Here is a 24,507-nt window from a genome sequence, read left to right as displayed (position 1 = left end):
CTGCGCAGTTGCCGAAAGCCTATTTCGAGAGCGGCAGCCCGGTCGGTTCGGGAATCTGTTCGACGGTGAGTCGTTTGCGGAAGACCCAGTAGGTCCAGCCCTGGTAGATCAGGACCACCGGGGTGCACAGGACCGCTGCCCAGCTCATCACCTGGAGGGTGTAGTGGCTGGAGGAGGCGTTGTGGATGTTCAGATCGAACGCGGGGTCGATCGTCGAGGGCATCACGTTCGGGTAGAGCGAGCCGACCAGCAGGATGGTGGCCGCGGCGATCGTGACGGTGGTGCCGATGAACGCCCAGCCGTCACGGGCCGCGCCGGTGGCCCCACCGGCGACGACCAGGCCGAGCACGGCCGCGCCGAGCGCGGCCCAGGTCCAGCCGGAGCCGTAGGCGAGCTGAGTCCACAGCCCGAACCCGCCGACGATCACCACGGTGGGCACGAACAGGATCCGCACGCATACGCGGGCATCGTCGCGGACTTCACCACCGGTCTTGAGCGCGAGGAAGATCGCGCCGTGCAGGGCGAACAGGATGGCCGTGGTCGCCGCGCCGAGCAGCGCGTAGGGGCTGAGCAGATCCCACACCGAGCCGCCGACCTGTCGCTTCTCGTTCAGCGGTACCCCGCGCACGAGGTTGGCGAACACCCAGCCCCACGCCAGTGCCGGAATCCACGAGCCGATGCCGATGCCGATGTCGCACCAGGCCCGCCACTTCGGCGAGTTGATCTTCGATCGCCACTCGATCGCACAGATTCGCAGGATCAACGCGACCAGCAACAACAGCAGGGCCAGATAGAACCCGGAGAACAAGCTCGCGTACCACTCGGGAAACGCCGCGAACATCGCACCGCCCGCGGTGATCAGCCAGACCTCGTTGCCGTCCCACACCGGGCCGATGGTGTTGAGCACGACGCGCCTGCGCACATCGGAACCCTTACCGAGGATCGGCATCAGCATGCCGACGCCGAAGTCGAAGCCCTCGAGGATGAAGTAGCCGGTGAACAGCACGGCGACCAACACGAACCAGAATTGCTGCAGACTCATCGTCGTCTCCTAGTACGCGAAGGACAGCGGCTCGACGGGTTCGGCGCGGTGCCTGCCGCCACCGCCGTCGTCATCGGGACCGAACTCGTCATCGGAAGCCGTCGGCCCTGGTTCGGGCCCGACCACGGTGTAGCGATGCATCAGGTAGTACCAGACCACCGCCAGCGCGCCGTAGAGCAGCGTGAAGACAGCGAGGGAGAAGATGACCGTTGCCGGTGCGTGATCGGAGACGCCTTGCGCCACCGTCATGCGAATGGTCTTGTCGCCGGTCAGGTTCGGCACCACCACCCACGGCTGACGTCCCATCTCGGTGAAGACCCAGCCCGCGCTGTTGGCCAGGAACGGGGTCGGGATGGCGATCAGGCACAGCCAGGAGAACCAGCGTGTGTCGGGAACTCGGCCGCCGCGGGTCATCCAGAGTCCGGCCAGCAGCAAGAGCGCCGGTCCGGCCAGCAGACCGATCATGCCGCGGAAGCCCCAGTAGGTGACGAAGAGGTTGGGCCGGTAGTTACCGGGCCCGTAGTCCTCGACGTAGGACTTCTGCAGATCCTCCACGCCCTGCAACGTGACGCCGGTGAACTTGCCCTCGGCCAGGAACGGCAGGACATAGGGAACCTCCAGCAGATGCGTAACGCTGTCGCAGTTGTTGTGCGTGCCGACGGTGAGGATCGAGAACTTCGGATCGGTCTCGGTGTGGCACAGCGATTCCGCCGACGCCATCTTCATCGGCTGCTGTTCGAACATGATCTTGCCCTGGATATCGCCGGTCAGACCCACCACGACGATCGACGCGGCGATCACCCACATGCCCGCCCGCGCCGCCGGGCGCCACATGGTCTTGGCTTCGTCGAGTTTCGTGGCATCACCACTGCGTATGTTGCGCACCATGAACCAGCCCGCGATGCCGACCACGAAGGTCGCCGCGGTCAAGAACGCGCCGGCGACCACATGGGGAAACGCCGCGAGAGTGGTGTTGTTGGTGAGCAGCGCCCAGATGCTGTCCAGCTCGGCGCGTCCGGTCTCGGGATTGTATTCCGCACCGACCGGGTGCTGCATGAACGAGTTGGCGGCGACGATGAAGTAGGCCGACGCGTTGACACCGATCGCGACGATCCAGATCGTGGCGAGGTGAACGAGTTTGGGCAGGCGAGTCCAGCCGAAGATCCACAATCCGAGGAATGTCGACTCCAGGAAGAACGCGACCAGCGCTTCGAAAGCCAGTGGCGCTCCGAAGACGTCGCCGACGAACCGGGAGTACTCACTCCAGTTCATCCCGAACTGGAACTCCTGCACGATGCCGGTGGCGACACCGATGGCGAAGTTGATCAGAAACAGTTTTCCGAAGAACTTCGTGAGTCGGTACCAGTGTTCTTTTCCGGTGATCACCCACGCCGTCTGCATTCCCGCGACGAGCGGTGCCAGTCCGATGGTGAGCGGGACGAAGATGAAATGGTAGACCGTGGTGATACCGAACTGCCATCTGGAGACATCCAGTGTGCTCATTGCCAGCGAACTCATCGTCGGATCTCCTGCCATCGCAGTGAACTGGTGCCGAACGGTGTCGAGGGGAAATGGATGAATATCAATGAATTCGTCCGCGGGTCCGCGTGGAATGGCCGATCGTGTACACAGTCAGCACTGTTCGATCCTAGGTGACCAGGTCGCGAATTCCGGTCAGGACTCGGCGATCGTCTTCGCGTGCAGCAGGACGTCCTCGATCATCGCGGGAGTCACCCGACCGGTAGCGGTATTGCGCTGACTCACGTGGTAACTGCCGAGCACGGTGACCGATCGGCCGTCGGGATGGGTGATGACGACTTGTGCGCCGTGGGTGAAACGGGGACGTGGGCGTGGCACGTTCCAGCCACCTGCCAGCAGGACGGTAAAGAGAGCCTGCCAGCCGAAGGCGCCGAGAACGACGATCACCCGCAGCGTCGGGCGCAGCAGCTCCAGTTCCCGGCTGAGGAAAGGCGCGCAGCGCTGCCGCTCTGCGGGTGTCGGTTTGTTCTCCGGCGGGGCGCAGTGCACCGGTGCGGTGAGCCGGGTATCGAGCAGTTCGATCCCGTCGTCGCGGCTGACCGGGTGCGCGCCGGTGGCCAGACCGACCGCGTGCAGTGCGCCGAACAGGACGTTGCCGCTGGGGTCGCCGGTGAACATGCGCCCGGTCCGATTGCCGCCGTGGGCGGCGGGAGCGAGGCCGACTACGAGAATTCGCGCGTCGGCGGGCCCGAAGCCCGGTACCGGTCGACCCCAATACTGTTCGTGGCGGAAGGCCGCGCGTTTGACGACGGCGACCTCCTCGCGCCAGGCGACAAGCCTGGGACAGGCGCGACAGGTGGAAACCAGGCGGTCGAGCGCGGCGATATCGGGGGTGTGGGCCGCCGCTGCCGGGGCTGCTTCCGGATCCACGCCGGTCATCGGCCCAGTCTAGTCGGCGGCCCCGATGCGGTTTCGAGACAGTTCGCCGACGGAACCATCTGCGCGGTACCGTCGGTACCAGGTACATTCGGGGGATGTTGTCCACCGAGATCGTGAGCGCCGACGGAGTCGTGCGCGGTCGTGCGGGTCGTCGAATCGCCCGCTGGCGTGCCCTGCCCTACGCGGCCCCACCCATCGGAGCGTTGCGGTTGCGTGCTCCCCAGCCCGTTCGACCGTGGACGGGGGTGCGATCGGCGACCGAGTTCGGCTTCGCCGCGGTGCAGAACCCCAACGGTGCCCGCGTGGGGCCGCGAACCTGGCAACCCACCGGGGAGGATTGCCTGACGCTCAATGTGACCGCTCCGGTGACGCCCTCGTCGACACCGCGCCCGGTCATGGTGTTCTTCCACGGTGGCGGCTACCTGATCGGCACATCGAGCATGTACTCCGGCGCACGGTTGGCCGCGCGGGGAGACGTGATCGTGGTGTCGGTGAACTACCGGCTCGGTGCGCTCGGGTATGTCGATTTCAGCGAATTCTCCACATCGGAGAGACCTTTCGAGTCGAACCTCGGATTGCGCGATCAGGTCGCGGCACTCGAATGGGTGCGCCGCAATATCGCCGCGTTCGGCGGTGACCCGGACAACGTCACCATCTTCGGTGAATCGGCGGGTGCACACGCGGTGGTCAGCCTGCTGGCGACCCCCGCCGCCCGCGGCCTGTTCCATCGGGCGATCGCGCAGAGCGCCCCGGCAGACTGGACCTCGACTCCGGACGAGGCGCGCGCCTTCGCCCGCCGTTGCCTGGACCGGCTCGGCGCCGCACCGGCCGACGCCGCGACCGTCCTGAGCACCGTGTCAGCGAAGGAACTGGGCCGGGCGGGTGACCGCGCGCTGGGCCGGGCGCTGCACGAGAATCCGGGCAGCTTTCCCTACGCCCCGGTCGCGGACGGCGACTTCCTGCCGGAAATGCCCGTGGACGCGATCGCGGCGGGCCGGGCGCATCCGGTGCCGTTGATCATCGGCACCAACCGCGACGAGGCGACGCTGTTCCAGCGCTTCGCCAAGGCGGTGCCGCACACCCCCGAGCAGCTGACGACCATCTTCGGACGCTACGAACCGGGCGCCGAACAAGCGGTGACCAGCCGATACCCCGGCTACCCGGCCGCGCGGACCGCGGTGCGCGTCGGCGGGGACCACCTGTTCCTGCGTCCGACGCTGGCCGTCCTCGAAGGCCACAGCCGCTATGCCCCCACCTACGCCTACCGGTACGACTACGCCCCGCGCGCACTGCATCTGGCGGGTTTCGGCGCCACCCACGCGCTCGAACTCGTCCCTGTTTTCGGCTGGGTCGACGGACCGGTCGGCCGCGCGATGACAGCGGCGGGCGGCAGGCGGGCGTTCCTGGCGGTCCAGGACCATATCCAGGACAACTGGCTCAGCTTCGCCCGCACCGGCCGGCCGCTGCCGCCCTGGAGCCCCTACACCGCCGAACGCCGGACGACCTCCATCATCGACCATCCACCGCGCGTGCTGGTCGACCCCGAGTCCGCGCGACGCGAAGCGTGGCAAGGCATCCGGAAGTGCGAAGCATGACCGTCGAGCTCGCCGCGGGGCAGCCGGCCGATCGCATCAAGGCGCTCTACGCCGAAGACGGGCAGATCCGTGCGGCGCGTCCCGCCGAGGACGTACACGCCATCGTGACGACCCCCGGGCTCGCGACGGCGCGCATCGTCGAGACCGTCATGACCGCCTACGCCGAGCGCCCGGCGCTCGGCTCGCGCCGGACCGAATTGGTCGAGTCGGGCGGACGGCGGACTCGAAAGCTGTTGCCGGAGTTCGATGTACTGACCTACGGGCAGGTGTGGGAGCGCACCCGCGCGCTCGCCGCCGCCTGGCACAGTGACGGTGTCGTCGCGGGGGATTTCATCGCGGTGCTCGGGTTCACCAGCGCCGACTACACCGTGCTCGATCTGGCCACGATCCATGTCGGCGGGGTCGCGGTGCCGTTGCAGGCGGGCGCGGGCCTCGAACAGTTGTATTCGATCCTCGACGAGACCGAGCCGACGGTGTTCGCGGTCGACACTGCCCACCTGGCCATCGCCGTCGACGCGATACTCGCCGGCGCAACACCACGTTCGCTGATCGTGTTCGACCATCACGCCGACGACGACGATCACCGCGATGCGCTCGACGCGGCCCGTGCCCGTCTGCGTGCGGGGGGATCGGCCCTGGTGCCGAGCACGCTCGCCGACATCGTCGCACAGGGTCGGCTCGCCGATGCGGCTGCGCTGAGCGTGCCCGCCGACGGCGAAGACCCCCTCGCCCTGCTGATCTACACCTCGGGCAGCACCGGTACGCCCAAGGGCGCGATGTACACCCAGCGCTTGGTCGCGGTCGGCTGGCAGCCCGCGCGGCCGTTGGCCGCGATCAATGTCAACTTCCTGCCGATGAGCCATATCGCGGCCCGCCTCACCCTCAACAGCGTGCTCGCCCGTGGCGGCACCGCGTTCTTCGCGGCGGCGCCGGACCTGTCCACGTTGTTCACCGACATCACGCTCGTGCGGCCTACCGAGATCTTCCTGGTGCCGCGGGTGTGCGACATGATCATGCAGCGCTTCCGCCATGAGGTCGCCGAACGCGGCGAGGCGGCGACCGAGACGGTGAGAACCGAACTGCGTGAACAGTTCCTGGGTGGCAGGTTGATGTCGGCGCTGTGCGGCAGCGCGCCGATCGCCCCCGAGCTGCGCACTTTCGTCGAATCAGTGCTGCAATTGCGCCTGCACGACGGGTACGGCTCCACCGAGACCGGCGGTGGGGTGATCTTCGATACGAAGGTGATGCGCCCGCCGGTGCTGGACTACAAACTCGTCGACGTGCCCGAACTCGGCTATTTCGCTACCGACAAGCCGTATCCGCGTGGGGAATTGCTGCTCAAGACCACCACGATGATCGCCGGGTACTACCGCCGCCCGGAGGTGACCGCCGAGGTCTTCGACGCCGACGGCTTCTGCCGCACCGGCGACGTGGTCGCGGAGCTGGCGCCGGACCGGCTGGCCTACGTCGACCGCCGCAACAATGTCCTCAAGCTGTCCCAGGGCGAGTTCGTGACGGTATCGCGGCTGGAAGCGGTGTTCGCGGGCGCCGATCTGGTGCGCCAGATCTATGTGTACGGCAGCAGCGAACGGTCCTATCTGCTGGCGGTCGTGGTGCCCACCGACGCCGCGTTCGCGGGACCTGCCGACGGGTTGCGCGCCGCGGTGAGTTCGTCGCTGCACCGCGCCGCCGTGTCGGCTGGGCTCGAGCCGTACGAGATTCCGCGCGACTTCATCATCGAGACCGAGCCGTTCTCATCGACCGACGGGACCTTGTCCGGAGTCGGGAAACTGTTGCGCCCGAAGCTGAAACAGCGGTACGGCGAGCGTCTCGAGAAGCTCTACGCGGACCTGGCACGGGGTCAGGAAGACGAACTGCAGCGGTTGCGTCGCGATGCGCCCGGCCTACCGGTGTACGAGACCGTCGTTCGCGCCGCCGGCGCGGTGCTCGGCGGCGATTCGGCAGATCTGCGACCCGATGCGCGATTCGGTGATCTCGGCGGCGATTCGCTGGCAGCACTGTCGTATTCGTCTCTGCTGCGGGAATTGCTCGCGGTGGATGTGCCGGTGAATGTGCTGCTCGGGCCGGACAGCGACCTGGCGCGCATCGCCGACTACGTGCGCCGTGAACGCGAACCAGGCACGCACAGAACCGATTCCGATGCGGTACACGGTATCGATGCGGCCGAGATTCGCGCTGCGGATCTGACACTCGAGAAGTTCTTGGATGTCACCGCGACGGCACAGGTGCCTGCCGCGGCACCCGCGCGGACGGTGCTGATCACCGGCGCCAACGGCTATCTCGGCCGGTTCCTCCTCCTGACCTGGCTGGAACGGCTCGCCCCTCGGGGCGGCAAGGTGATCTGCGTGGTCCGCGGCGGCGATGTGATCGCCGCTCGCGAGCGCCTCGACGCGGCGTTCACCAGTGACAGCGAGCTCGACACCCATTTCCAGCTCCTCGCGAAGGACACGCTGGAAGTGTTGCCCGGCGACATCGGCGAACCGAATCTCGGTCTGCCACAGCCGACATGGGACCGGTTGGCCGCCGAGGTCGATCTGATCGTGCACTCCGCGGCACTGGTGAACCATGTGCTCCCGTATGCGCAGCTGTTCGGCCCGAACGTGGTGGGCACCGCCGAGATCATCCGGCTGGCGCTGACAACGACGCGCAAGCCGGTGAGTTACCTGTCGACGGTGGCCGTCGCGGCGCAGGGGGAGTCCTTCGCTGAAGACGGTGACGTGCGAACCATGAGCCAGGTCCGCCGGCTGGACGATTCCTATGCCAACGGCTACGGCAACAGCAAGTGGGCGGGTGAGGTGCTGCTGCGGGAGGCGGCTGAGCGGTTCGGACTGCCCGTCGCGGTGTTCCGCTCGGACATGATCCTGGCGCACAGTCACTTCCGTGGCCAGCTCAATGTGCCCGACGTCTTCACCCGGCTCTTGCTGAGCGTGCTCGTGACCGGTCTCGCGCCGATGTCGTTCTACCGCACCGATTCTGCCGGGCAACGACAGCGCGCCCACTACGACGGACTACCAGCCGACTTCGTTGCCACGGCCGTCACCGCACTCGGCGCCGCTGCTACGAGCGGTTACCGCACCTACGACGTGGTGAATCCGCACGACGACGGCATCTCCCTCGACGTCTTCGTCGACTGGCTGATCGACGCGGACTGCCACATCGATCGCATCGACAGCTACGACGAGTGGTTCGCCCGGTTCGAAACAGCCTTGCGGGCCCTCCCCGAATCTCAGCGCAAACACACCCTGCTCCCGCTGCTCGACGCCTATCGCCGGCCTGGTCGTCCGCTGCCCGGCTCGGCTCTTCCCGCCGAGGGATTCCGTGCCGCCGTCCGTGCCGCGCAGCTCGGTCCCGACAACGACATTCCGCACCTACCGGCGGATCTCATCGCCAAATATGTCCGCGACCTGACCGGTCTCGGCCTGCTGGAGTAGACCGTACGGGGTGGGCCGGGCGATCCAGGACTGCCAGCGGCTGTCGAGGACGAGCTCGGCCAGGCGCTGGTAGCCGCCGCTGCCGGGGTGGGCACCGTCGCCCGCCCTGGCTTCGCGAGTCCAGACGGGGTCGTCGGCCAAGTGTTGTGTGGTGGCGACGAACGGCACCTTGCGTGATTCGCACAGCTCCGCCATGTCGTCGGCGAGCTCTGCGGTGCGCCGCAGGTGCTCCGCGCCGCCGTCGATGACAGGTGGTGGGCCGATTACCAGCGGATGGATCGCACGCTCCCTGCTTTCGGTCAGCAGGGTCGCGAGGTTGTCGAGGCATTGTGCCCTGCCCACCCGGACGTTGCCGTCCTCCACGACCGCGTCGTTGCTGCCGAACGAGATCACCAGACGATTGTCGGCCCCGGGCAGGACGCGCGGCTCGATCTCTCCCCAGCAGCGGCGCAGGACATCAGCGGAGGTATTGCGCCGGATGCCGAGGTTGAACGCGGTGATACCGGGCCCGCTCGCGGCGAGTACGCGGCCGACCCAGCCGCGGTACTCCGGGTCGCCGATTCCCTGGACGAAGGAGTCGCCGATGAAGCAGATGCGCAGATCCTCATTCATTCGGGCAACTGTACGAGGTGGGGGAGTGGGCTTCGAGGATGGCCTGATCGGCAGCGGGGGAGCGCACAAGCAAAGGGGCAGAGGGTATTTGAAACGGGTGACGATCACGGCAGCCGTAGGTGGAGCTACCGGCGACCTTCTGCGAGGGGTCTCCTGGCTAGATAATTAATCGCGATATTGCGATATGCGCATCTAAACATGTTATTTCGTCACCCATCATGGTCGACTCCATGCACCTGAATACCCTTCAAAAACACAAGGAGGGGAGGGGGCAGGGGCTGCCGTAGTGGGGGAGCGTGCCGGTTGCTACGGCGGGGCGACCATTCGCGCCACGGCCGCCACCACCGCCGCGCGCTGCGCCGCCAGGCGACCGTCGTCGGTGGATCCCGTTCTCGCATGGGTGGCTGAGGTGCGGGTCAGATCGGTGAGCATGCGAAGCATGATCGGGGCGGGGATATCGGTGGTGACGAGGCCTTCGTGCTGACCGCGGCGGAGCTCGGTGATCTTCGCGTCGATGGTGCGACGCAGAGCTTGCGGCATGTCGCCGGATGGTTCGAGTTCGGCCCAGGCTTGTAGGCGGGCGTTGTCGGGGTGGGCGACGAAGTGGTCGAACAGTCGGCCGGCGTAGGCCGGTAGGTCGTCGGCGGACATGGCCGCTTCGCTGCTGGTTTCGGTGGTCCAGCGTTCGGTGACGGCCGCGTAGAGCTCGTTTTTGCCGGGAAAGTAGGCGTAGAGCCGGTCTTTGCTGGCGTGGGCGACGTCCGCGATGCGGTTGATCCGAGCGCCGGCGATGCCGAATTCGGCGAACTCCGCTTTCGCCGCGGTGAGTATTCGCTCCCTGGTTGCCTGACCTGCCGCACGCATGCGCCGAATCCTACCTCTTGCCGAACCATCTGGTTCGGAACTATGGTCCACTGTGAACCGAATGGTTCTGAACTCTGTGAGACGAGGGCTTGATGAGCGCGGACAAACCACGGTGGCAGCAGCTCAAGGAGCAGTCGGACGGTGTGACGACCGCCGAGCTGGATCAGCTGTGGACCCGGCTACGCCCGGCGCGGGCCGAGGACATCCTCGGCGAGTGGCGCGGTGACGCCTTTCAGACCGGTCACCCCCTGTGCCGCGCACTGCCCGCGAGCCGCTGGTATGGAAAGAACTTCCACGCTCTCGACGACGCGAAGCCGCTGATCTGCCGGGCCGAGGACGGGACCCTGTTCTCCAATGTCGAACTGGGACAGGGCGAAGCGACCCTGTGGAACATCGAGTTCCGCGGTGAGGTCACCGCGACCATGGTCTACGACGGTCGCGCGGTGTTCGACCACTTCAAGTGGCTCGACGACACCACACTGATGGGCATCATGAACGGGCGACCCGAACTGGTTCTCGCGCACGGCGAATACTTCTACTTCCTGCTGGAACGGGTCTCTTGATGCGCACGACGGCGGTGCTGTCGCGCGATCCGGGCGCGGAGTTCTCGATCGAACCGATCGAGGTCGACGAGCCGCGCGCGGGCGAGATCCTGGTGCGGATCGTCGCTGCCGGTATCTGCCACACCGACCTGGTGAGCCGTCGCGCGGGCGCCGCGGATCGGCCGATCCTGCTGGGCCACGAGGGCGCGGGTGTCGTCGCGGCGGTCGGCTCCGATGTGCGCACAGTGCGGCCCGGCGATCATGTCGTGCTGACCTTTCGGCACTGCGGTGCCTGTCGCAACTGTGTGGCCGGCCGGCCTGCGTACTGCCACCGGGCGACCGCGCTCAACCAGTTCGGCCGACGCGCGCACGCCACGCCCCGGGCACTCGTCGACGGGTCCCCGATTCTCGACGGGTTCTTCGGTCAGTCGAGTTTCGCCGGTTACGCGCTGAGCACCGAGGACAACACGGTCGTGGTCGACCCCGCGATCGACCTCGCCGTGGCGGCGCCGTTCGGCTGCGGTTTCCAGACCGGTGCGGGTGCGGTGCTCAACGCTTTGCGGCCGGAGCCGGGTGCGTGGGTTGCCGTGTACGGGGCGGGCGCGGTCGGGATGGCGGGTCTACTCGCAGCCCGGACAGTTCCGGACGTGCGCGTGGTCGTCGTCGAAACATCGGCTGCGCGGCGGGAACTGGCCGTTGAACTGGGAGCTGACGCCGCACTGGATCCTGCCGACGGGCCGACGGCAGCGCGCATCCGGGAACTCACCGATGGTGGTGCGACGCATGCGCTCGACACGACCGGCATCGCCACCGTGCTCGCCGATGCCGTCGCCGCGCTCGCGGTGGGGGCGACGGTGGTGGCGGTGGGTCTTGGTCGCGGTACGCCGCCGATCGATGTCGGTGATCTCGTGCTGCACGGCAAGGTGATTCGCGGCTGCCTCGAAGGCGACAGCGTGCCCGCCACCTTCATTCCCCATCTGCTCGATCTGTACGCGGCCGGTCGTTTCCCGGCCGATCGACTCATCGCCCGGTATCCGCATGCCGAGGTCGGCGCCGCGCTGGCCGATCAGCGTGCGGGCACTGTGGTCAAGCCGGTGCTCACATGGTGAACACCCTCGAATCCCCGGACGCGCCATGACACTTCTCTTCCATGACATCCAGACCGACGAGAGCGCCGAGACGGCCCGCACCCAGCGTCGGCTCACGGTGCTCAACGCCGCGCGTGCGGTCTTCGTGGCCCACGGGTATCACGGTGCGAGCATGGACGACATCGGCGTTCGGGCCGGGATGAGCAAGCCGGTGCTGTACACGCACTACGCGAGCAAGCTCGATCTGTATCTGTCGGTGTTGCAGGGGTATCTGGACCGGATGGTCGACGGCATTCGCGATGCGCTGGCCGACGCGAACGGTCAGGAGGACAAGGTGCGTCGCGCGGTGCTGGCCTATTTCGACTTCGTCGACGAGGACGCAGGCGGGCACACGTTGGTCTTCGAGTCGCCGGTGCCGAGTGAGCCGTGTGTGCGGTGGCGGGTGCGCAATGCCATGGGCGAGTGCGCGGTGCTGGTGAGCGCTGAGCTGCGCGCGGCGGGGATGGACGATGTCCGTGCCTACGCGTGTGCGTTCGGCGTGGTCGGTGCCAGCCATCTCGCGGCGCGGCAGTGGCTGGACACGGGTCGTCCGATTCCGAAGGGCGATGCGGTCGATACCGTTGTCTCGCTGTGCTGGAACGGGTTGTCCGGGGTCGAGACGACGGCGGACTAGGGCCTGTCGCGCCCTGGTTGGGGAGCGACGTCGAGCGCGGTCAGTGCAACGCGGCCGGCAGTGGACTTCCGTCGAGCAGTTCCTCGCTGGGTAGCTGTCCGATGAGTACGGCGAGCGCGCGCTTCCATCGGCGCAGTACCGCCTCGCGTTCGCCGAGTGTGCCGGTGAGCATGGCGGTCATCGAGAGCCCGGTGAGCAGGTCGATGGTGAATTCGACGAGGACTTCGGCTCGTGGATCCGAGGCGTACGGTTCGCCGAGCACTTCCAGGTAGAGCCTGCGCATTTCGGTGAATACGCGACGTTCTTCGATGACGAGCTGGTCGCGGAGTTCGGTGTCGGTGCGTGCGGCGACCCACAGGTCGAGTGCGGTGAAGAAGGCGGGGCTGTTGAGGTCGCGCCAGGCGAGGTCGACGACCGATTGCAGGCGGTCGCGGCCGGGCGCGAGGAGTTCGGCTTCGCGCCGGAATTTCTCGAGCCGGGTGTCGACGACCTGGGTGGTGGCGGCGATGAGCAGTTCGGCTCTGGTGGGGAAGTGGTGCTGGACGGTGCCGCGGGCGAGTCCGGCGCGTTCCTGGACCGCGCTCACGGTGGTTGCCGCGTAGCCGCGTTCGAGCAGGCATTCGGCGGTGCACGCCAGGATTCTGGCGCGGGTGGATGTCCGACGTTCGGCCTGGGTGCGGCGTGGAGGTTGCACGGTCACCTGAGAAATCGTACGTGCTGCCGACAAGATTCGGTAGATTCAGTGAAAAGTGTCGGCCGTCACCTCTTGACGACGGCCGATGGAGCTGGTGCAATCAAGAAACCGTACGCAGTAACTGTTTATTGACGAAGGGCTGCGATGACGCAGATCTCTCACCTCCGCCGGGGCAGTGGTACGCCGATCGTGCTGGTGCACGGTCTCGGCAGCCGCTGGCAGGTTTTCGCACCGATCATCGATCTGCTCGCCGAGCAGCACGAGGTCATCGCGATCGATCTACCGGGCTTCGGTGACTCACCCGCGCTGGACACTGTGCGACCGGGTCCGCGTGGCTACGCCACCTGGCTCACACAGTGGTTGGCGGACAACGACATTCGGCGCCCCCATGTGGTCGGAAGTTCGATGGGCGGTGGCATCGCCCTCGAACTGGGCCGGGCCGGGGTCGCGTCCGGGGTCACCGCGTTCTCCCCGGTCGGCTTCTACGGGCCGGTGGGACGGCGGTGGACGCAGGGCCTGCTCACCAGCATGCGTGGCGCCGCTCGGATCGCCGGACCGGCACTGGACCGGCTGGTCGAGCATCCCGCCGGCCGCGTGGTCCTGCTCTCGTCCATGTTCGGCCGCCCGGTTCGCGTCGATCCCGATGCCGCTCGCACCGATTTGGCCGGGCTGGCGGGGGCCACGTCCTTCGCCGCCGCTCGCGACGACTTCGGCAACTATGTGCTCGACCCCGGCGACGACCGTGGCTCGCTGGGCGAGATCCCGGTGACGATCGCGTGGGGCACCCGCGACATCGTGCTCGTACACCGCACCCAGAGCGCCCGCGCGCGGGTGGTGTTGCCGTTCGCGCAGCACGTCGACCTTCCCGGCTGCGGGCACCTCCCGTTCAGCGACGACCCCGAAACCTGTGCTCGCCTCGTTCTCGAAGGGACCTCATGACCCCGTCCATCGCAGTGATCGGTAGCGGGTTCGGTGGCCTGGCAGCTGTCATCGCACTGAAGAAGCGCGGCTTCGACGACATCGTCGTGTTCGAGAAGGCCGACGATGTCGGCGGCGTCTGGCGGGAGAACACCTACCCCGGTGCGGCCTGCGATGTGCCGTCCCCGTTCTACTCGTACTCCTTCGAGCCGAATCCACGGTGGCCGCACCGATTCTCGCGGCAACCGGCGATCCTCGACTACATCCGGCACGTCGCCGAGAAATACGATGTGCGCCGCCATATCCGGTTCGGCACCGAAGTGCTCGGTGCGGCGTTCGACGACGCGACCGGGAAGTGGACGGTCCGGCTCGGCGGCGGAGAGACCGTGGTAGTCGATGTGCTGGTGTCGGCCGTGGGCCAGCTCTCCCGGCCTTCGGTACCTGCCATCGAGGGCCGTGACAGCTTCGGTGGCACCAGTTTCCATTCCGCCGAGTGGGATCACGACGTGGATCTGACGGGTAAGCGCGTCGCCGTGATCGGTACCGGGGCGAGTGCGATCCAGTTCGTTCCCGAGGTCCAGCGGCAGGTCGAGAAGCTGACGCTGTTCCAGCGAACCGCGCCCTACATCATCCCGCGCCCCGATCGCGAGTTCTCGACGCGCCATCATCGGGTGTTCGAGAAGTTGCCGGTGACCGAGCTCGCCGAACGTGGCACCTGGTACGGCGTCGTCGAAGGACTCAGCGTCGCCTGGGTGTACTCCAAAGCGTTGTCCGCCGCGATCAAGGCGGTGTCGAAGTGGCACATGCGCAGGCAGACCAAGGTCAAGCCGGGCCTGTTCGAGAAGGTGTGGCCGGACTATCCGGTCGGATGTAAGCGAATTCTGTTCTCCGACAACTATCTTCCGGCGCTCACCGAACCGAATGTGGAGGTGACCACCGAGCGGATCGCCGAGATCACACCCTCGGGTGTGCGCACCGCGGACGGGCGGGATCACGAGGTGGATGTGATCATCTGGGGGACCGGCTTCACCAGCACCGAGTTCCTGGCGCCGATGACGATCACGGGCGCGCAGGGCCGGGAGCTGACGCAGGAGTGGGACAGCGGCGCGCACGCCTACTACGGCATGACCGTGCCGCGGTTTCCGAACCTGTTCATCATGTACGGGCCCAACACCAATACCGGTGGCGGCTCGATCATCTACTTCCTCGAGGCGCAGGCGAAGTACCTCGGCGACTATGTCGCCCATCTCGCGGCGTCCGGTCGCGCGCTGACGGTGCGTCCGGAGGTGGAGCAGGCTTATGACGAGCGGATCCAGGCGCAGCTCGGCGGCAGCGTGTGGAGTCGCTGCTCGTCGTGGTACCGCCAGGCCGACGGCCGGATCACGACCAACTGGCCACTACTGGGAATCCAATACAAGAAACAGGCGCGGTTCGATCCCGCCGACTATGAGGTGGTGTCGCGATGAGTGACTACGACTACGACGTGATCGTCGTCGGTTCCGGCTTCGGTGGCAGCGTCACAGCGCTGCGGCTGACCGAAAAGGGTTACCGGGTGGGAGTTCTGGAATCCGGCAGGCGCTGGGATGCCGAGGACTTTCCGAAGACGAACTGGAACATTCCCAAGGCCATCTGGGCGCCGCGCCTCGGCCTGACAGGGCCGCAGCGGATCAGCGCGCTGGGCAAATGCTTGGTCTTCAGCGGTTCGGGCGTGGGCGGCGGGTCGCTGATCTACGGCAATACGCTCTACGAACCGCTGCCGGAGTTCTATCGCGATCGTGCGTGGGCGCACATCACCGACTGGAAGTCCGAGCTCGCGCCGTACTACGACCAGGCCTCGCGGATGCTGGGCGTGGTCGAGAATCCGCGGGTCGGTCCGAAGGACGACGTGCTGTTGCAGGTCGCGCGGGATCTGAAGGTCGCCGATACCTTCCATCGCACCCATGTGGGTGTGTTCTTCAACGAGGGTTCTGAAGGTGTCGAGGTCGATGACCCGTACTTCGGTGGTGCGGGTCCGCGCCGGGCGGGCTGTATCCACTGCTCGGAGTGCTTCACCGGTTGCAAGCACAATGCCAAGAACACCACCACGCTCAATTACCTGCACCTGGCCGAGAGCAACGGCGCGCAGGTGCATCCGTTGACGACGGTGACGTCGGTGGCACCCGACGGTGCGGGCGGTTATCGCGTCGAAACGGTGCAGTCCAACGGTTGGGTGCGCAAGCAGCGTCGCACGTTCACCGCCCAGCAGGTGGTGTTCGCGGCGGCGGCGCTGGGCACCCAGAAGTTGCTGCACACGTTGCGCAGCGACGGCACGTTGCCGGAGTTGTCCTCGCGGGTCGGCGAGCTGACCCGCAGTAATTCCGAGGCGATCATCGGGGTCACCAGTAAGTCCCGGCGTGATTTCGCCCAGGGCGTGGCGATCACCTCCTCCATTCACCCGGAACCGCAGACGCATGTGGAGGTGTGCACCTACGGCAAGGGACAGAACGCGCTGTTCTTGCAGACCGTGCCGATGATCGACGGTGGCGCTTTCCGGTTCCTGCGGTTGTTGCTGTCGATGGTGTTGCATCCGGTGCAGTTCCTGCGTTCGCAGAACGCTCACGGTGCTTCGGAGCGGTCGGTGATCCTGCTGGTGATGCAGTCGCTGGACAATTCGCTGACCTCCTACCTGAAGGGCAAGCGGTTGGTGACCAAGCAGGGCAGCGGAGAGCCGAACCCGGAGTGGATTCCGATGGCGCACGACATCGCCCGCCGATACGCCGCCGAGTCCGACGGCATCACCGGCAATATCGCCACCGATATCTTCAATATCCCCGCGACCGCGCACTATATCGGTGGCTGCACGATCGGTGACTCCCGTGAGACCGGCGTGATCGACCCGTATCAGCGGGTTTATGGCTATCCCGGTCTGCACATCGCCGACGGCAGCGCGATCACCGCCAATCTCGGGGTCAACCCGTCGCTGACCATCACCGCGCAGGCCGAGCGTGCGATGGCGTTCTGGCCGAACAAGGGTGAGCCGGATCCGCGTCCGGATCTCGGGGCCGCCTACCAGCGGATCAGTCCGGTAGCACCCGAACAGCCCGCTGTGCCCGCTTCCGCGCCCGGTGCGCTGCGACTGCCCGCCTGAGGCGAGAGGATCTTCATGACGATCGACCGACTTACCGCGCTCGAACCCGCCTGTTCCCGACAGGACGCGCTGGACCTGTTCGACAGTCTCGCGCCGGTGCCGGTGACCCAGCTCAGCGGCCGATGGAGTGGTCGCGAGCTGGGCACCGGGCACCCGATGGACGGCTTGCTCGTCGCGTCGGGGTGGTATGGCAAGCAGTTCGACGGTCTCGAGAGTGTGCATCCGCTGCTGTTTCGCGGTCCGGCGGGCGATATTTTCGCCGTCGATCCGCAACGGGTGCCGTTGGGCCTGGTCGGGAAGGTGCCGAGCAAGGTCGTGGACCGGGGTCGGGGGCTGCTCGGGGTGCTGAAACCTGCGTTGCGCGCCCGTGGTTATCGGGCTCGGTTGCGGGCGGTCGAGCACCGCGGGGTGGTCACCACGGCGATGGTCTACGACCATCTGCCGATCATCGATGTGTTCCGCCGGATCGACGACGACACCGTGCTGGGCCTGATGGACTACCGCAATTTCCCCGAGCCGTACTTCTTCGTGCTCGTCCGGGAAAACTCGAGTGATTCTGCCCGTTTGCCAGATTGAATCGGGGGTACGCGCCGAAAACGGAGAGCTCTCGTCGGAAGGAGGCCGTGCCATGACTGACTACATCGATCCCCATCAACACAAGTTTCCCGACACCGAGCGCACGACGCGCTCACACGCGGGTGAGTCGATTCAGGACTCGCTCAATTGGCCGGGGCTGTTCCTCGTCGGAGTCGGCATCGTGATGCTCGCGGCCACCTTGACGGCCGCCGGTTCCGGGTTCGTCGGATGGGCGGTGATCGCCGGAATCCTCAGCGGTGTGTGTCTGCTGTTCGGGGTCGGGATCGTGCTCGCCGAGCATCGCCGGATCAAGGTCAGCGAGGGGCTGCACCTCACCGATCCGTGTGGTCACTGAGGTCAGAACTCGGAAAGGACGTCGATGAACGAACGCGCTGAGCCGGGACGGATCATCGTCGACTATTCGCATCTGTTCCCCGGTGTGGTGGTGCGCGCCGATCGTATGGCCGACGAGTTCGATGTGGTGTTCTCCGATGGGGTGCGCACCGAGGCCGGCATTCTGCAGGACGATGACGGGGTCGCGGCACTCGACGTGGTCGGTTATGCCACGGCCGCGGGCACGGTGCAGCCCGGCCGGGTGTGGCCGATCACCTCGATCGAGGATGCCGGGTCCGAGGTGAATATCAAGCTGGGCCCGTACTTGCGCTAGCTTCACGCCGCTCGATGAGGCCGGTTCGTCGTCACTGGACCTTTCTGCGCCTAACGACTGGACCGGCGTCCATCTCTGCCGCGATGATGACGCCATGAGCGAGCATCCCGCGCAACGGCGCACGCTGGCCGTGTTGGTCGCGGCGCAGATTTTCAGTGGCGCGGGGCTTGCCGCCGGCATCACCGTCGGCGCGTTGCTGGCGCAGGACATGCTCGGATCGACCGGGCTGGCGGGGTTGCCCGCAGCGATGTTCACGGTCGGGTCGGCCGCGGCGGCGGTCGGAGTGGGTCGGATTTCGCAGCGGGCGGGTCGACGGGCAGGCCTCACCCTGGGCTATCTGACCGGTGCGCTGGGGAGTTTCGGGGTGGTGGCGGCCGCGGTGACCGGGAGCTTGGCGCTGCTGTTCGTGTCGCTGATCGTGTACGGGGCGGGGACCGCGACGAGTCTGCAAGCGCGATACGCCGGCGCCGATCTGGCGCAGCCCGCGCATCGGGCGCGCGCGATCAGCACGGTGCTGGTGGCGACGACGGTCGGTGCGGTTGTCGGGCCGAATCTGACGACGCCGATGTCGAATATGGCTGTGAGCTGGGGCATTCCGGCGCTGTCCGGCCCGTTCGTGCTGTCCGGGGTGGCGTATGTGCTGGCGGCTGTTGTGCTGTGGGTGATGTTGCGGCCGGACCCGCTTGTGCTTGCCCGCGCGATTGCCGAACCGCCCGGCGAGGTGGTCGTGACGCAAGCTCCGACACGGTGGTCGGCGCCGATCGTGGCCGGGACGACGGTGATGGTGGTGACGCAGTTGGTGATGGCCGCGGTCATGACGATGACGCCGGTCCATATGCAGCATCACGGGCACGGGGTGGGCGCGGCCGGATTCGTGATCGCGGTGCACGTCGCGGGGATGTATCTGCCGTCGTTGCTGTCGGGGATGCTCGTGGATCGGTTCGGGCCGGGGCTGGTCGCTGTGGCGGCCGCGGCCACCTTGGTCGCGGCTGCCACGGCGGCTGCGCTCGCACCGCCGAGTTCGGTCGCGGCGCTGGCGGTGGCGCTCGGACTGCTCGGGGTGGGCTGGAATCTGGGACTGGTCGCGGGGACGACGATGATCGCGGATGCGACGCCGGTCGCCACCCGGGCTCGGACGCAGGGCACCGTCGATGTGGGCATCGCTGTCGCGGGCGCTGGGGGCGGGCTGGGATCCGGGGTCGTCGTGGCATTCGCCGACTACCCGGGTCTGGCGTTCCTCGGTGCGGGGATCGCGCTGCTGATCGTGCCCGCATTGGCGTGGGCCACTCGTCGGCCTGCGGTTCGCGACGAGGTCGTGCGGGTCGAGACCTGAGCGATGTGGTGACAGCTCGTCCTGGCAGGAGGCTGGGGCCGTGCGATGATCTGGCGATGAAAGGTCAGACGAGTACCGCCCGGCTGTTGACACTGTTCGGTGGTGTCGCGCTCGTGATGCTGATGGTCAACTGGAGCCTGATGCGCGCGGTCGCGTTCGCGGTGATCTGGGCGGTCGCGGCAGGCGTGCTGGTGTTGCGTGACCGGCGTCGTGGTGCCGAGGACATCGCGCCCGCCGTGGTTTCCGACGCAGGCGTCTCAGACTCCGGCGAGCGCTGAGGCCAGATCCGGCACATCCAGGGCCTGCATGGCCTGCTGGCGCACATCAGCGCAGTGCTGCTGGGTGACGGCATCGATCACCTCGCGGTTGCGAGCCACCGCCACATTGATGCCGCCGCTGCGCACCGCCCAGTTCTGCACTGTGGCGTTGAACGACACGCGCGCCACAGCGACTCCCTGCGCACGCCAATTATCGAGATCCGGGGCCATCATCTCGCACAGGTGCGCGGCCGCCTCATCGGAGATTTCCGGCGCGCCCTCGGCCGACGGCGGCAGACCGGGATCAGGTGCCTCGGTGCTGGTAGCGCAGCCGGCGACAACCAGCAGCCCGATCAACACGGCCCCTCGTAGATGTGTGAACACGACGCTGTCCCTCCGGTAGAGGTTTGTCCTTGCTCAGTGCGAATGCCCGCCTTTCGACGGCTCAAACAGCGGTCGGCGGCCGGAAATCGCTGGGGGAGGCAGGGATTCGGACAGCCGGCCTGGAATAGAGCGAGGCTGGTTCGACATCGCGCCCAGTTCGGCCGAACGGCGTTCTGCCGCGATCAATGCCTCACCGAAAGCCGAACGCACACCACCCCGCTCGAGTTCTCGCATCGCCCCTGCGGTCGTTCCCTCGGGTGAGGTGACGGCAGCGCGCAACTCCACGCAAGACCGGCCCGACTCGGTCAACAACGCGGCCGAACCGAGCATGGTCTGCTGCACCAACTGGGTGGCTACCTCCCGGGACAGACCCAGCTGCACCGAGGCGTCGATCATGGCCTCGATCACCAGAAAGAAATACGCGGGCCCCGAACCCGACACCGCGGTCACCGCGTCCATCTGCGACTCGGCGACGGTCACCACCTTGCCGACCGCCTCCATCACCTCACCGACCAGCCGCAACTGCTCCTCGCTACAGTGACGGCCCGCCGCGATGGCGCTCATGCCCTGGCCGACCAGCATCGGGGTGTTCGACATGACCCGCACCACCGGGAAACCGGCGGGCAGCTCAGCTTCCATCCGTGCCGTCGACACACCCGCGGCCAGCGACACCAGCACCTGATCGCGCGCCCTGCCAACCATCGACGCGGCCAGTTCGGCGAGCACGCCGTCCACATCGCGCGGTTTCACCGCGATCACCATCAGATCCGCATTCTCGGTCGCATCCGCGAGACTGGTCATCGCCCGGATGCCGAACCGCTCGATCCGCGCCAACACCCGCCCCACAACCACCAGATCCTCGCTCGCCCACCCGGATTCGAGAAGCCCAGCGATCAACGCCTCCCCGATCCGGCCACCACCGATCACCGCAATCCTCGACACAAAACGCAAGGTTAGCGGACAAGTTCCCGGACACGATCCGCCCACCGAACACCCGCCGCACCTCCCTATCGGACCGACGCGACTGATCGCTGATGAAATCGAGTTCTCCCGAGCTGAAACCGAGAGATTGATCGTCGTGCGGTCACCGATGATCTACTCGACGCTGCCGATCGCTAGACCGTCAGAGGATGGCCGCCAAGCCGGTTCACCCGAAACCTCATGCACACGAACCAATCCCATCGCGACCAACTGTTCGAGGTACATCTCGGTACGGCGAACCGAGTGGCTCAACTTCGAGGCGAGGTCAGGAGTGGTGATCGGCGCTGTCGGGGAGAACTGGCACAAGCTGGTCAAAATCCAGTCCTGGCAGCGAGTCAGGTGATCCTCGCTCATCACAAGCCCCTGACCTGTTGTGCGCGTTCGTCGAGAACCATCCGCTTCTGCTCCACCAGGGTGGTTCGGGCACGTCGCCGACACCGGCACGTGTCGACCGCGCATTCCAGATGGACTTGCATCACCCGATGGGCCTGCGCAGCCGTCAGCGGGCCGGGGTCACGACCACACAACAGGAGCGCGTTCACCGGGTCGCCGCAATCTGGTCGGCGGGCGGGATCTCGGTTTCGAGCGTGATTTTCAAGGGTCACCTCGGGTGCGTCGGAGCGTAGTGGCACCAAGCTACGAAGCAGCGGGACGCTGACACCACAAACTTGCGCAAACTTGCGTCAGATACCCAAATGTCCAACATCTAATGACCAGTTCAGAGATGCTTGTGTAGTGGTACGCAAGTTTGCGCACACAACCCGACTCGACAGGACGGTACGTCATGCAGTTGAAGTTCCTCGGCAATGGCGGAAGCGGCGGTGGCGGGTGCCCTGCGTTGCTCGCGACCGACACGGGCACCTACATCGTGCAAGGGTGGGAGACCAGCGACTCAGCCATCATCGAGATCCCGCACCTGCTCCTCGGATTCGCCGAACCCGACACCTTCGTCGGCGCGGCGATGACCGACACAGGGCGGGGAACCTTCACCCTGACCGGCCGACCCGTGATCGACCGTGCCACGCTGGGCCAATTGGACCTCGCGCCCGGAGAGACCGCGATCGAGGTCCCGAAGTGTGAGAGGAAGTTCTACGGTGCTCCTACTGGAAGGTGAAGCGTTCGACAACCTCCTGCGGTCCGCCCGCCAGGAGGCATTTCATCTGGAGGTGCAAGACACCTACAGCACCCCCGACGAGACGCAACCGTTCCGCGACTTCCTCAACGGCGGTCCCGCTGACGACTATTCGTGGCTGCGGGGATGGTTGGACCTGGTGGAGGAGACCGCGACGCGTGGGGTGGCCGTTCGGCGGGCGCGCGTTGTCACGGTTCCGCACACCGACTACACCCGGTGGCTTCTCGAGGTCTCTTACCAGAACGCCGCCGCGGGCGAACAGATTCGGTACCTGTCTCGCCACGACGTAGACGCCGCGCAACTGACCGTCGACGACTGGTGGCTGTTCGACCGGAATTCGGTGGCGTTCACCGTGTTCGAACCAGACGGGCGATGGCGTGGCGGTGCGGTGACCACCGACCCGCGAATCGTGGCGTACTGCGTGCGGGTGCGCGACCTCGTGTGGGAAGCGGCGGTTCCGCACTCCGAATACGTCACCCTCGGTGCGCGGTGACCAACTCGGTCGATGAAGCGCGCGAAGCTCTCGGACTTCGACTCCGGGAGCTTCGTCGCGACGCAGGCATCACAGCTCGCCGACTCGCACAGCTCGCCGGTTGGCACGAATCCAAAGTTTCGCGCACCGAGTACGGCAAACAGACGCCGTCTGAGGCTGACCTGCAAGCCTGGTGCGAACACACCGGTCGTCCCGACCAACTCCCTGACCTCATCGCGACCGTGCGCAACATCGAAGCGGCCTACATGGAGTGGAAACGCCTGCTCGGTGCCGGTACGCGGCGCCGCCAGAAGATATCGGTGAAACTCGAAGGCGACACCCGGTCGATGCGCTGGTACGAGCCCACGATCGTGCCCGGCCTGTTGCAGACCGCCGAGTACGCCGAAGGGATCCTGTCGAAGATCATCAGCTTCTACGGCATCCCCGATGATCTCGCCGAGGGTGTCGCAGCACGGGTCGAACGTCAGCGAGTGCTGTACCGCGGTGACCACCGGTTCTCGTTCATCATCGCCGAGCAGGTGCTTCACACGACAATCGTTGACGATCAGGTGATGCTGGGGCAGTTGGATCGGTTGCTGACATTGATGTCCCTGCCACGTCTCGTGCTGGGTGTGGTGCCGATGAATTCACCGTACGAGGGTCCAGCGACGAACGGGTTCGCGATCTTCGATCAGCGGCTCGTTCAGGTCGAGACGGTCACCGCCGAGTTGTCGGTGACGCAGCCGCGTGAGATCGCCCTGTACGAGCGGATGTTCGCGGTGTTGAACGACCAGGCTGTGTTCGGTGACGGTGCCCGTGAGTTAATCGGTGAGGCTGTCCGGGTGCGACGTTAGCGAGCTCGGCCCCATGCGCGGACCGTGGGCGGCGCATAGAACCATTGCTGCTCGTCGGCCAGCTCGGCCTGCGCAGCGACAATGACCTCGGGTGAGACATCGAGTGCTACCAAGGTTTCGTGGGCCTGTGTCCAAGTGAGGTTCCACATGCGCGCCATCGGCGAGCCGCCGCGAAACATCGGAATCTCTGCCTCTGCTCGAACGTCGATGAGCCCCACAGCGCCCAATTGTGCGGGCAGGTCCCTGGCCCAGGCTTGGTTCGCGCCCGCGGTCTCGGTCGATCGCGCGAAGGCTCGCCAGACCTCCCCGAATGCGCCGGGCATTTCATCGAGGACGCCGAGACCGTCGCCTTCCTCGAGCAGAAGAACGCCGCCTGGCGCCAGCGCCCGGGCTAGTCGCTGCAGAACTGTGTCTCGTTGGGCAATGTGGAGCAGCACGAATCGCGTGTGGACGAAATCGAATGCGCCCTGGGGGAGTTCGTCGGTGACGAGGTTCATCCGGGCGACTTCGCCGCCATGGTGGGGCAGGTCCGTCAGGTGGCGCGGGTCAGCGTCTACGGCGAAGACTCGACCACCCGGCAATGCGACATCGCATAGCCATCGCGCGAACGACCCGCCGCCGGCCCCGGCTTCCAGACACCGCCATCCCGGACCCACACCCAGTCGCCGCGCGAGCGCGATGCTCTCAGGGTCATAGGCAGCGCCGAGCAGCGCGAGGCGTTCGTTCGCGAAGTCCCATTCATTGGGGAGGGTGTAGTGCGGCTTCCGCGGCGATGAGGTCGGCGATGGCCCGGTCATGATCAGACGTTAATTCGGGCGATCTGGTC

The 24,507-nt window shown here is 66.5% G+C and carries 25 protein-coding genes; 16 read left to right on the top strand and 9 right to left on the bottom strand.

What is annotated here, in order from left to right; all coding sequences use genetic code 11:
• Nucleotides 1-19: 19 nt before the first annotated feature.
• The 3 genes from cydB to ACWGCN_RS05580 all read right to left on the bottom strand — a co-directional run bounded on the left by cydB (nt 20) and on the right by ACWGCN_RS05580 (nt 3,460).
• Nucleotides 20-1,042 (bottom strand): cytochrome d ubiquinol oxidase subunit II, encoded by a 1,023-nt coding sequence (gene cydB, locus ACWGCN_RS05590; protein ID WP_452458875.1) that lies wholly within the window; start codon nt 1,040-1,042, stop codon nt 20-22.
• A 9-nt stretch (nt 1,043-1,051) separates the two neighbouring features.
• Nucleotides 1,052-2,545: a cytochrome ubiquinol oxidase subunit I gene (locus tag ACWGCN_RS05585; RefSeq protein WP_452458888.1), complete on the bottom strand. Its 1,494-nt coding sequence runs from the start codon at nt 2,543-2,545 to the stop codon at nt 1,052-1,054.
• A gap of 171 nt (nt 2,546-2,716) precedes the next feature.
• A complete protein-coding gene (locus tag ACWGCN_RS05580) occupies nt 2,717-3,460 on the bottom strand; it encodes a uracil-DNA glycosylase (protein WP_379313785.1) in 744 nt (247 codons plus the stop codon).
• 95 nt (nt 3,461-3,555) lie between these two features.
• Here ACWGCN_RS05580 and ACWGCN_RS05575 point away from each other — a divergent pair, with 95 nt between their 5' ends.
• Entirely contained in the window at nt 3,556-5,055 is a 1,500-nt protein-coding gene (locus tag ACWGCN_RS05575; RefSeq protein WP_378990046.1) for a carboxylesterase/lipase family protein, read from the top strand.
• Nucleotides 5,052-8,507: a carboxylic acid reductase gene (gene car, locus ACWGCN_RS05570; RefSeq protein WP_452458874.1), complete on the top strand. Its 3,456-nt coding sequence runs from the start codon at nt 5,052-5,054 to the stop codon at nt 8,505-8,507. The genes ACWGCN_RS05575 and car overlap by 4 nt, the downstream gene beginning before the upstream one ends.
• On the opposite strand, the gene ACWGCN_RS05565 is transcribed toward car, so the two are convergent.
• Both ACWGCN_RS05565 and ACWGCN_RS05560 read right to left on the bottom strand, forming a co-directional pair.
• Entirely contained in the window at nt 8,445-9,119 is a 675-nt protein-coding gene (locus tag ACWGCN_RS05565; protein WP_387444907.1) for a GDSL-type esterase/lipase family protein, read from the bottom strand. The genes car and ACWGCN_RS05565 overlap by 63 nt on opposite strands.
• A 306-nt stretch (nt 9,120-9,425) precedes the next feature.
• Nucleotides 9,426-9,983, bottom strand: coding sequence for a TetR family transcriptional regulator (locus ACWGCN_RS05560; protein WP_378990043.1), 558 nt, complete (start codon nt 9,981-9,983; stop codon nt 9,426-9,428).
• Nucleotides 9,984-10,075: 92 nt separating this feature from the next.
• On the opposite strand from ACWGCN_RS05560, the gene ACWGCN_RS05555 reads away from it, so the two are divergent.
• From ACWGCN_RS05555 to ACWGCN_RS05545, 3 genes are read left to right on the top strand one after another with little or no spacing between them, the layout of a single operon-like run.
• Nucleotides 10,076-10,546, top strand: coding sequence for a DUF4334 domain-containing protein (locus ACWGCN_RS05555; protein WP_378990041.1), 471 nt, complete (start codon nt 10,076-10,078; stop codon nt 10,544-10,546).
• Nucleotides 10,546-11,634, top strand: a complete 1,089-nt coding sequence (locus ACWGCN_RS05550) for an NAD(P)-dependent alcohol dehydrogenase (protein ID WP_452458873.1) — start codon at nt 10,546-10,548, stop codon at nt 11,632-11,634. The genes ACWGCN_RS05555 and ACWGCN_RS05550 overlap by 1 nt, the downstream gene beginning before the upstream one ends.
• Nucleotides 11,635-11,659: 25 nt before the next feature.
• Nucleotides 11,660-12,286, top strand: coding sequence for a TetR/AcrR family transcriptional regulator (locus tag ACWGCN_RS05545; RefSeq protein WP_452458872.1), 627 nt, complete (start codon nt 11,660-11,662; stop codon nt 12,284-12,286).
• Nucleotides 12,287-12,326: 40 nt separating this feature from the next.
• Here ACWGCN_RS05545 and ACWGCN_RS05540 read toward each other — a convergent pair whose 3' ends face one another.
• Complete coding sequence (locus ACWGCN_RS05540) at nt 12,327-12,986, bottom strand: TetR/AcrR family transcriptional regulator (protein WP_378990037.1); 660 nt, start codon at nt 12,984-12,986, stop codon at nt 12,327-12,329.
• A gap of 138 nt (nt 12,987-13,124) precedes the next feature.
• Between ACWGCN_RS05540 and ACWGCN_RS05535 the strand changes: the two genes are divergently transcribed.
• From ACWGCN_RS05535 to ACWGCN_RS05500, 8 genes are all read left to right on the top strand, one after another.
• Nucleotides 13,125-13,919, top strand: a complete 795-nt coding sequence (locus tag ACWGCN_RS05535) for an alpha/beta fold hydrolase (protein ID WP_452458871.1) — start codon at nt 13,125-13,127, stop codon at nt 13,917-13,919.
• Nucleotides 13,916-15,364 carry a flavin-containing monooxygenase gene (locus tag ACWGCN_RS05530; protein ID WP_452458870.1) on the top strand — a complete coding sequence of 483 codons (1,449 nt, stop codon included), beginning with the start codon at nt 13,916-13,918 and terminating at the stop codon, nt 15,362-15,364. Before ACWGCN_RS05535 ends, ACWGCN_RS05530 begins: the two co-directional genes overlap by 4 nt.
• Nucleotides 15,361-17,025, top strand: coding sequence for a GMC oxidoreductase (locus ACWGCN_RS05525; protein ID WP_378990034.1), 1,665 nt, complete (start codon nt 15,361-15,363; stop codon nt 17,023-17,025). The genes ACWGCN_RS05530 and ACWGCN_RS05525 overlap by 4 nt, the downstream gene beginning before the upstream one ends.
• Nucleotides 17,026-17,040: 15 nt before the next feature.
• Nucleotides 17,041-17,601 (top strand): DUF4334 domain-containing protein, encoded by a 561-nt coding sequence (locus ACWGCN_RS05520; RefSeq protein WP_452458869.1) that lies wholly within the window; start codon nt 17,041-17,043, stop codon nt 17,599-17,601.
• A 52-nt stretch (nt 17,602-17,653) separates the two neighbouring features.
• Nucleotides 17,654-17,956, top strand: coding sequence for a hypothetical protein (locus ACWGCN_RS05515; RefSeq protein ID WP_378990032.1), 303 nt, complete (start codon nt 17,654-17,656; stop codon nt 17,954-17,956).
• Nucleotides 17,957-17,980: 24 nt separating this feature from the next.
• Nucleotides 17,981-18,268, top strand: coding sequence for a hypothetical protein (locus tag ACWGCN_RS05510; RefSeq protein WP_378990031.1), 288 nt, complete (start codon nt 17,981-17,983; stop codon nt 18,266-18,268).
• A 94-nt stretch (nt 18,269-18,362) separates the two neighbouring features.
• Nucleotides 18,363-19,601 (top strand): MFS transporter, encoded by a 1,239-nt coding sequence (locus tag ACWGCN_RS05505; RefSeq protein ID WP_387444920.1) that lies wholly within the window; start codon nt 18,363-18,365, stop codon nt 19,599-19,601.
• Between the two features lie 56 nt (nt 19,602-19,657).
• The gene (locus tag ACWGCN_RS05500; RefSeq protein WP_452459982.1) at nt 19,658-19,879 is read left to right on the top strand and encodes a hypothetical protein; all 222 of its coding nucleotides are present in this window, start codon (nt 19,658-19,660) and stop codon (nt 19,877-19,879) included.
• On the opposite strand, the gene ACWGCN_RS05495 is transcribed toward ACWGCN_RS05500, so the two are convergent.
• Nucleotides 19,859-20,242: a hypothetical protein gene (locus tag ACWGCN_RS05495; RefSeq protein ID WP_452528972.1), complete on the bottom strand. Its 384-nt coding sequence runs from the start codon at nt 20,240-20,242 to the stop codon at nt 19,859-19,861. The two genes, ACWGCN_RS05500 and ACWGCN_RS05495, sit on opposite strands and share 21 nt — an antisense overlap.
• Before the next feature lie 33 nt (nt 20,243-20,275).
• Nucleotides 20,276-21,184: a pyrroline-5-carboxylate reductase gene (gene proC / locus ACWGCN_RS05490; RefSeq protein WP_452459980.1), complete on the bottom strand. Its 909-nt coding sequence runs from the start codon at nt 21,182-21,184 to the stop codon at nt 20,276-20,278.
• Between the two features lie 823 nt (nt 21,185-22,007).
• Here proC and ACWGCN_RS05485 point away from each other — a divergent pair.
• From ACWGCN_RS05485 to ACWGCN_RS05475, 3 genes are read left to right on the top strand one after another with little or no spacing between them, the layout of a single operon-like run.
• The gene (locus ACWGCN_RS05485) at nt 22,008-22,337 is read left to right on the top strand and encodes a hypothetical protein (protein WP_449962181.1); all 330 of its coding nucleotides are present in this window, start codon (nt 22,008-22,010) and stop codon (nt 22,335-22,337) included.
• On the top strand, nt 22,318-22,848 hold the full coding sequence (locus ACWGCN_RS05480) for a DUF6879 family protein (RefSeq protein ID WP_452459979.1): 531 nt from the start codon (nt 22,318-22,320) through the stop codon (nt 22,846-22,848). The genes ACWGCN_RS05485 and ACWGCN_RS05480 overlap by 20 nt, the downstream gene beginning before the upstream one ends.
• Nucleotides 22,845-23,681, top strand: coding sequence for a DUF5753 domain-containing protein (locus ACWGCN_RS05475; RefSeq protein ID WP_452459978.1), 837 nt, complete (start codon nt 22,845-22,847; stop codon nt 23,679-23,681). Before ACWGCN_RS05480 ends, ACWGCN_RS05475 begins: the two co-directional genes overlap by 4 nt.
• On the opposite strand, the gene ACWGCN_RS05470 is transcribed toward ACWGCN_RS05475, so the two are convergent.
• A complete protein-coding gene (locus tag ACWGCN_RS05470; protein WP_452459977.1) occupies nt 23,678-24,478 on the bottom strand; it encodes a class I SAM-dependent methyltransferase in 801 nt (266 codons plus the stop codon). The two genes, ACWGCN_RS05475 and ACWGCN_RS05470, sit on opposite strands and share 4 nt — an antisense overlap.
• Nucleotides 24,479-24,507: the final 29 nt, after the last annotated feature.

This window comes from Nocardia sp. NPDC055050 (assembly GCF_053608345.1).
Note: the sequence above shows the minus strand (reverse complement) of the source record. Positions and strands in the feature narration are given on the sequence as shown.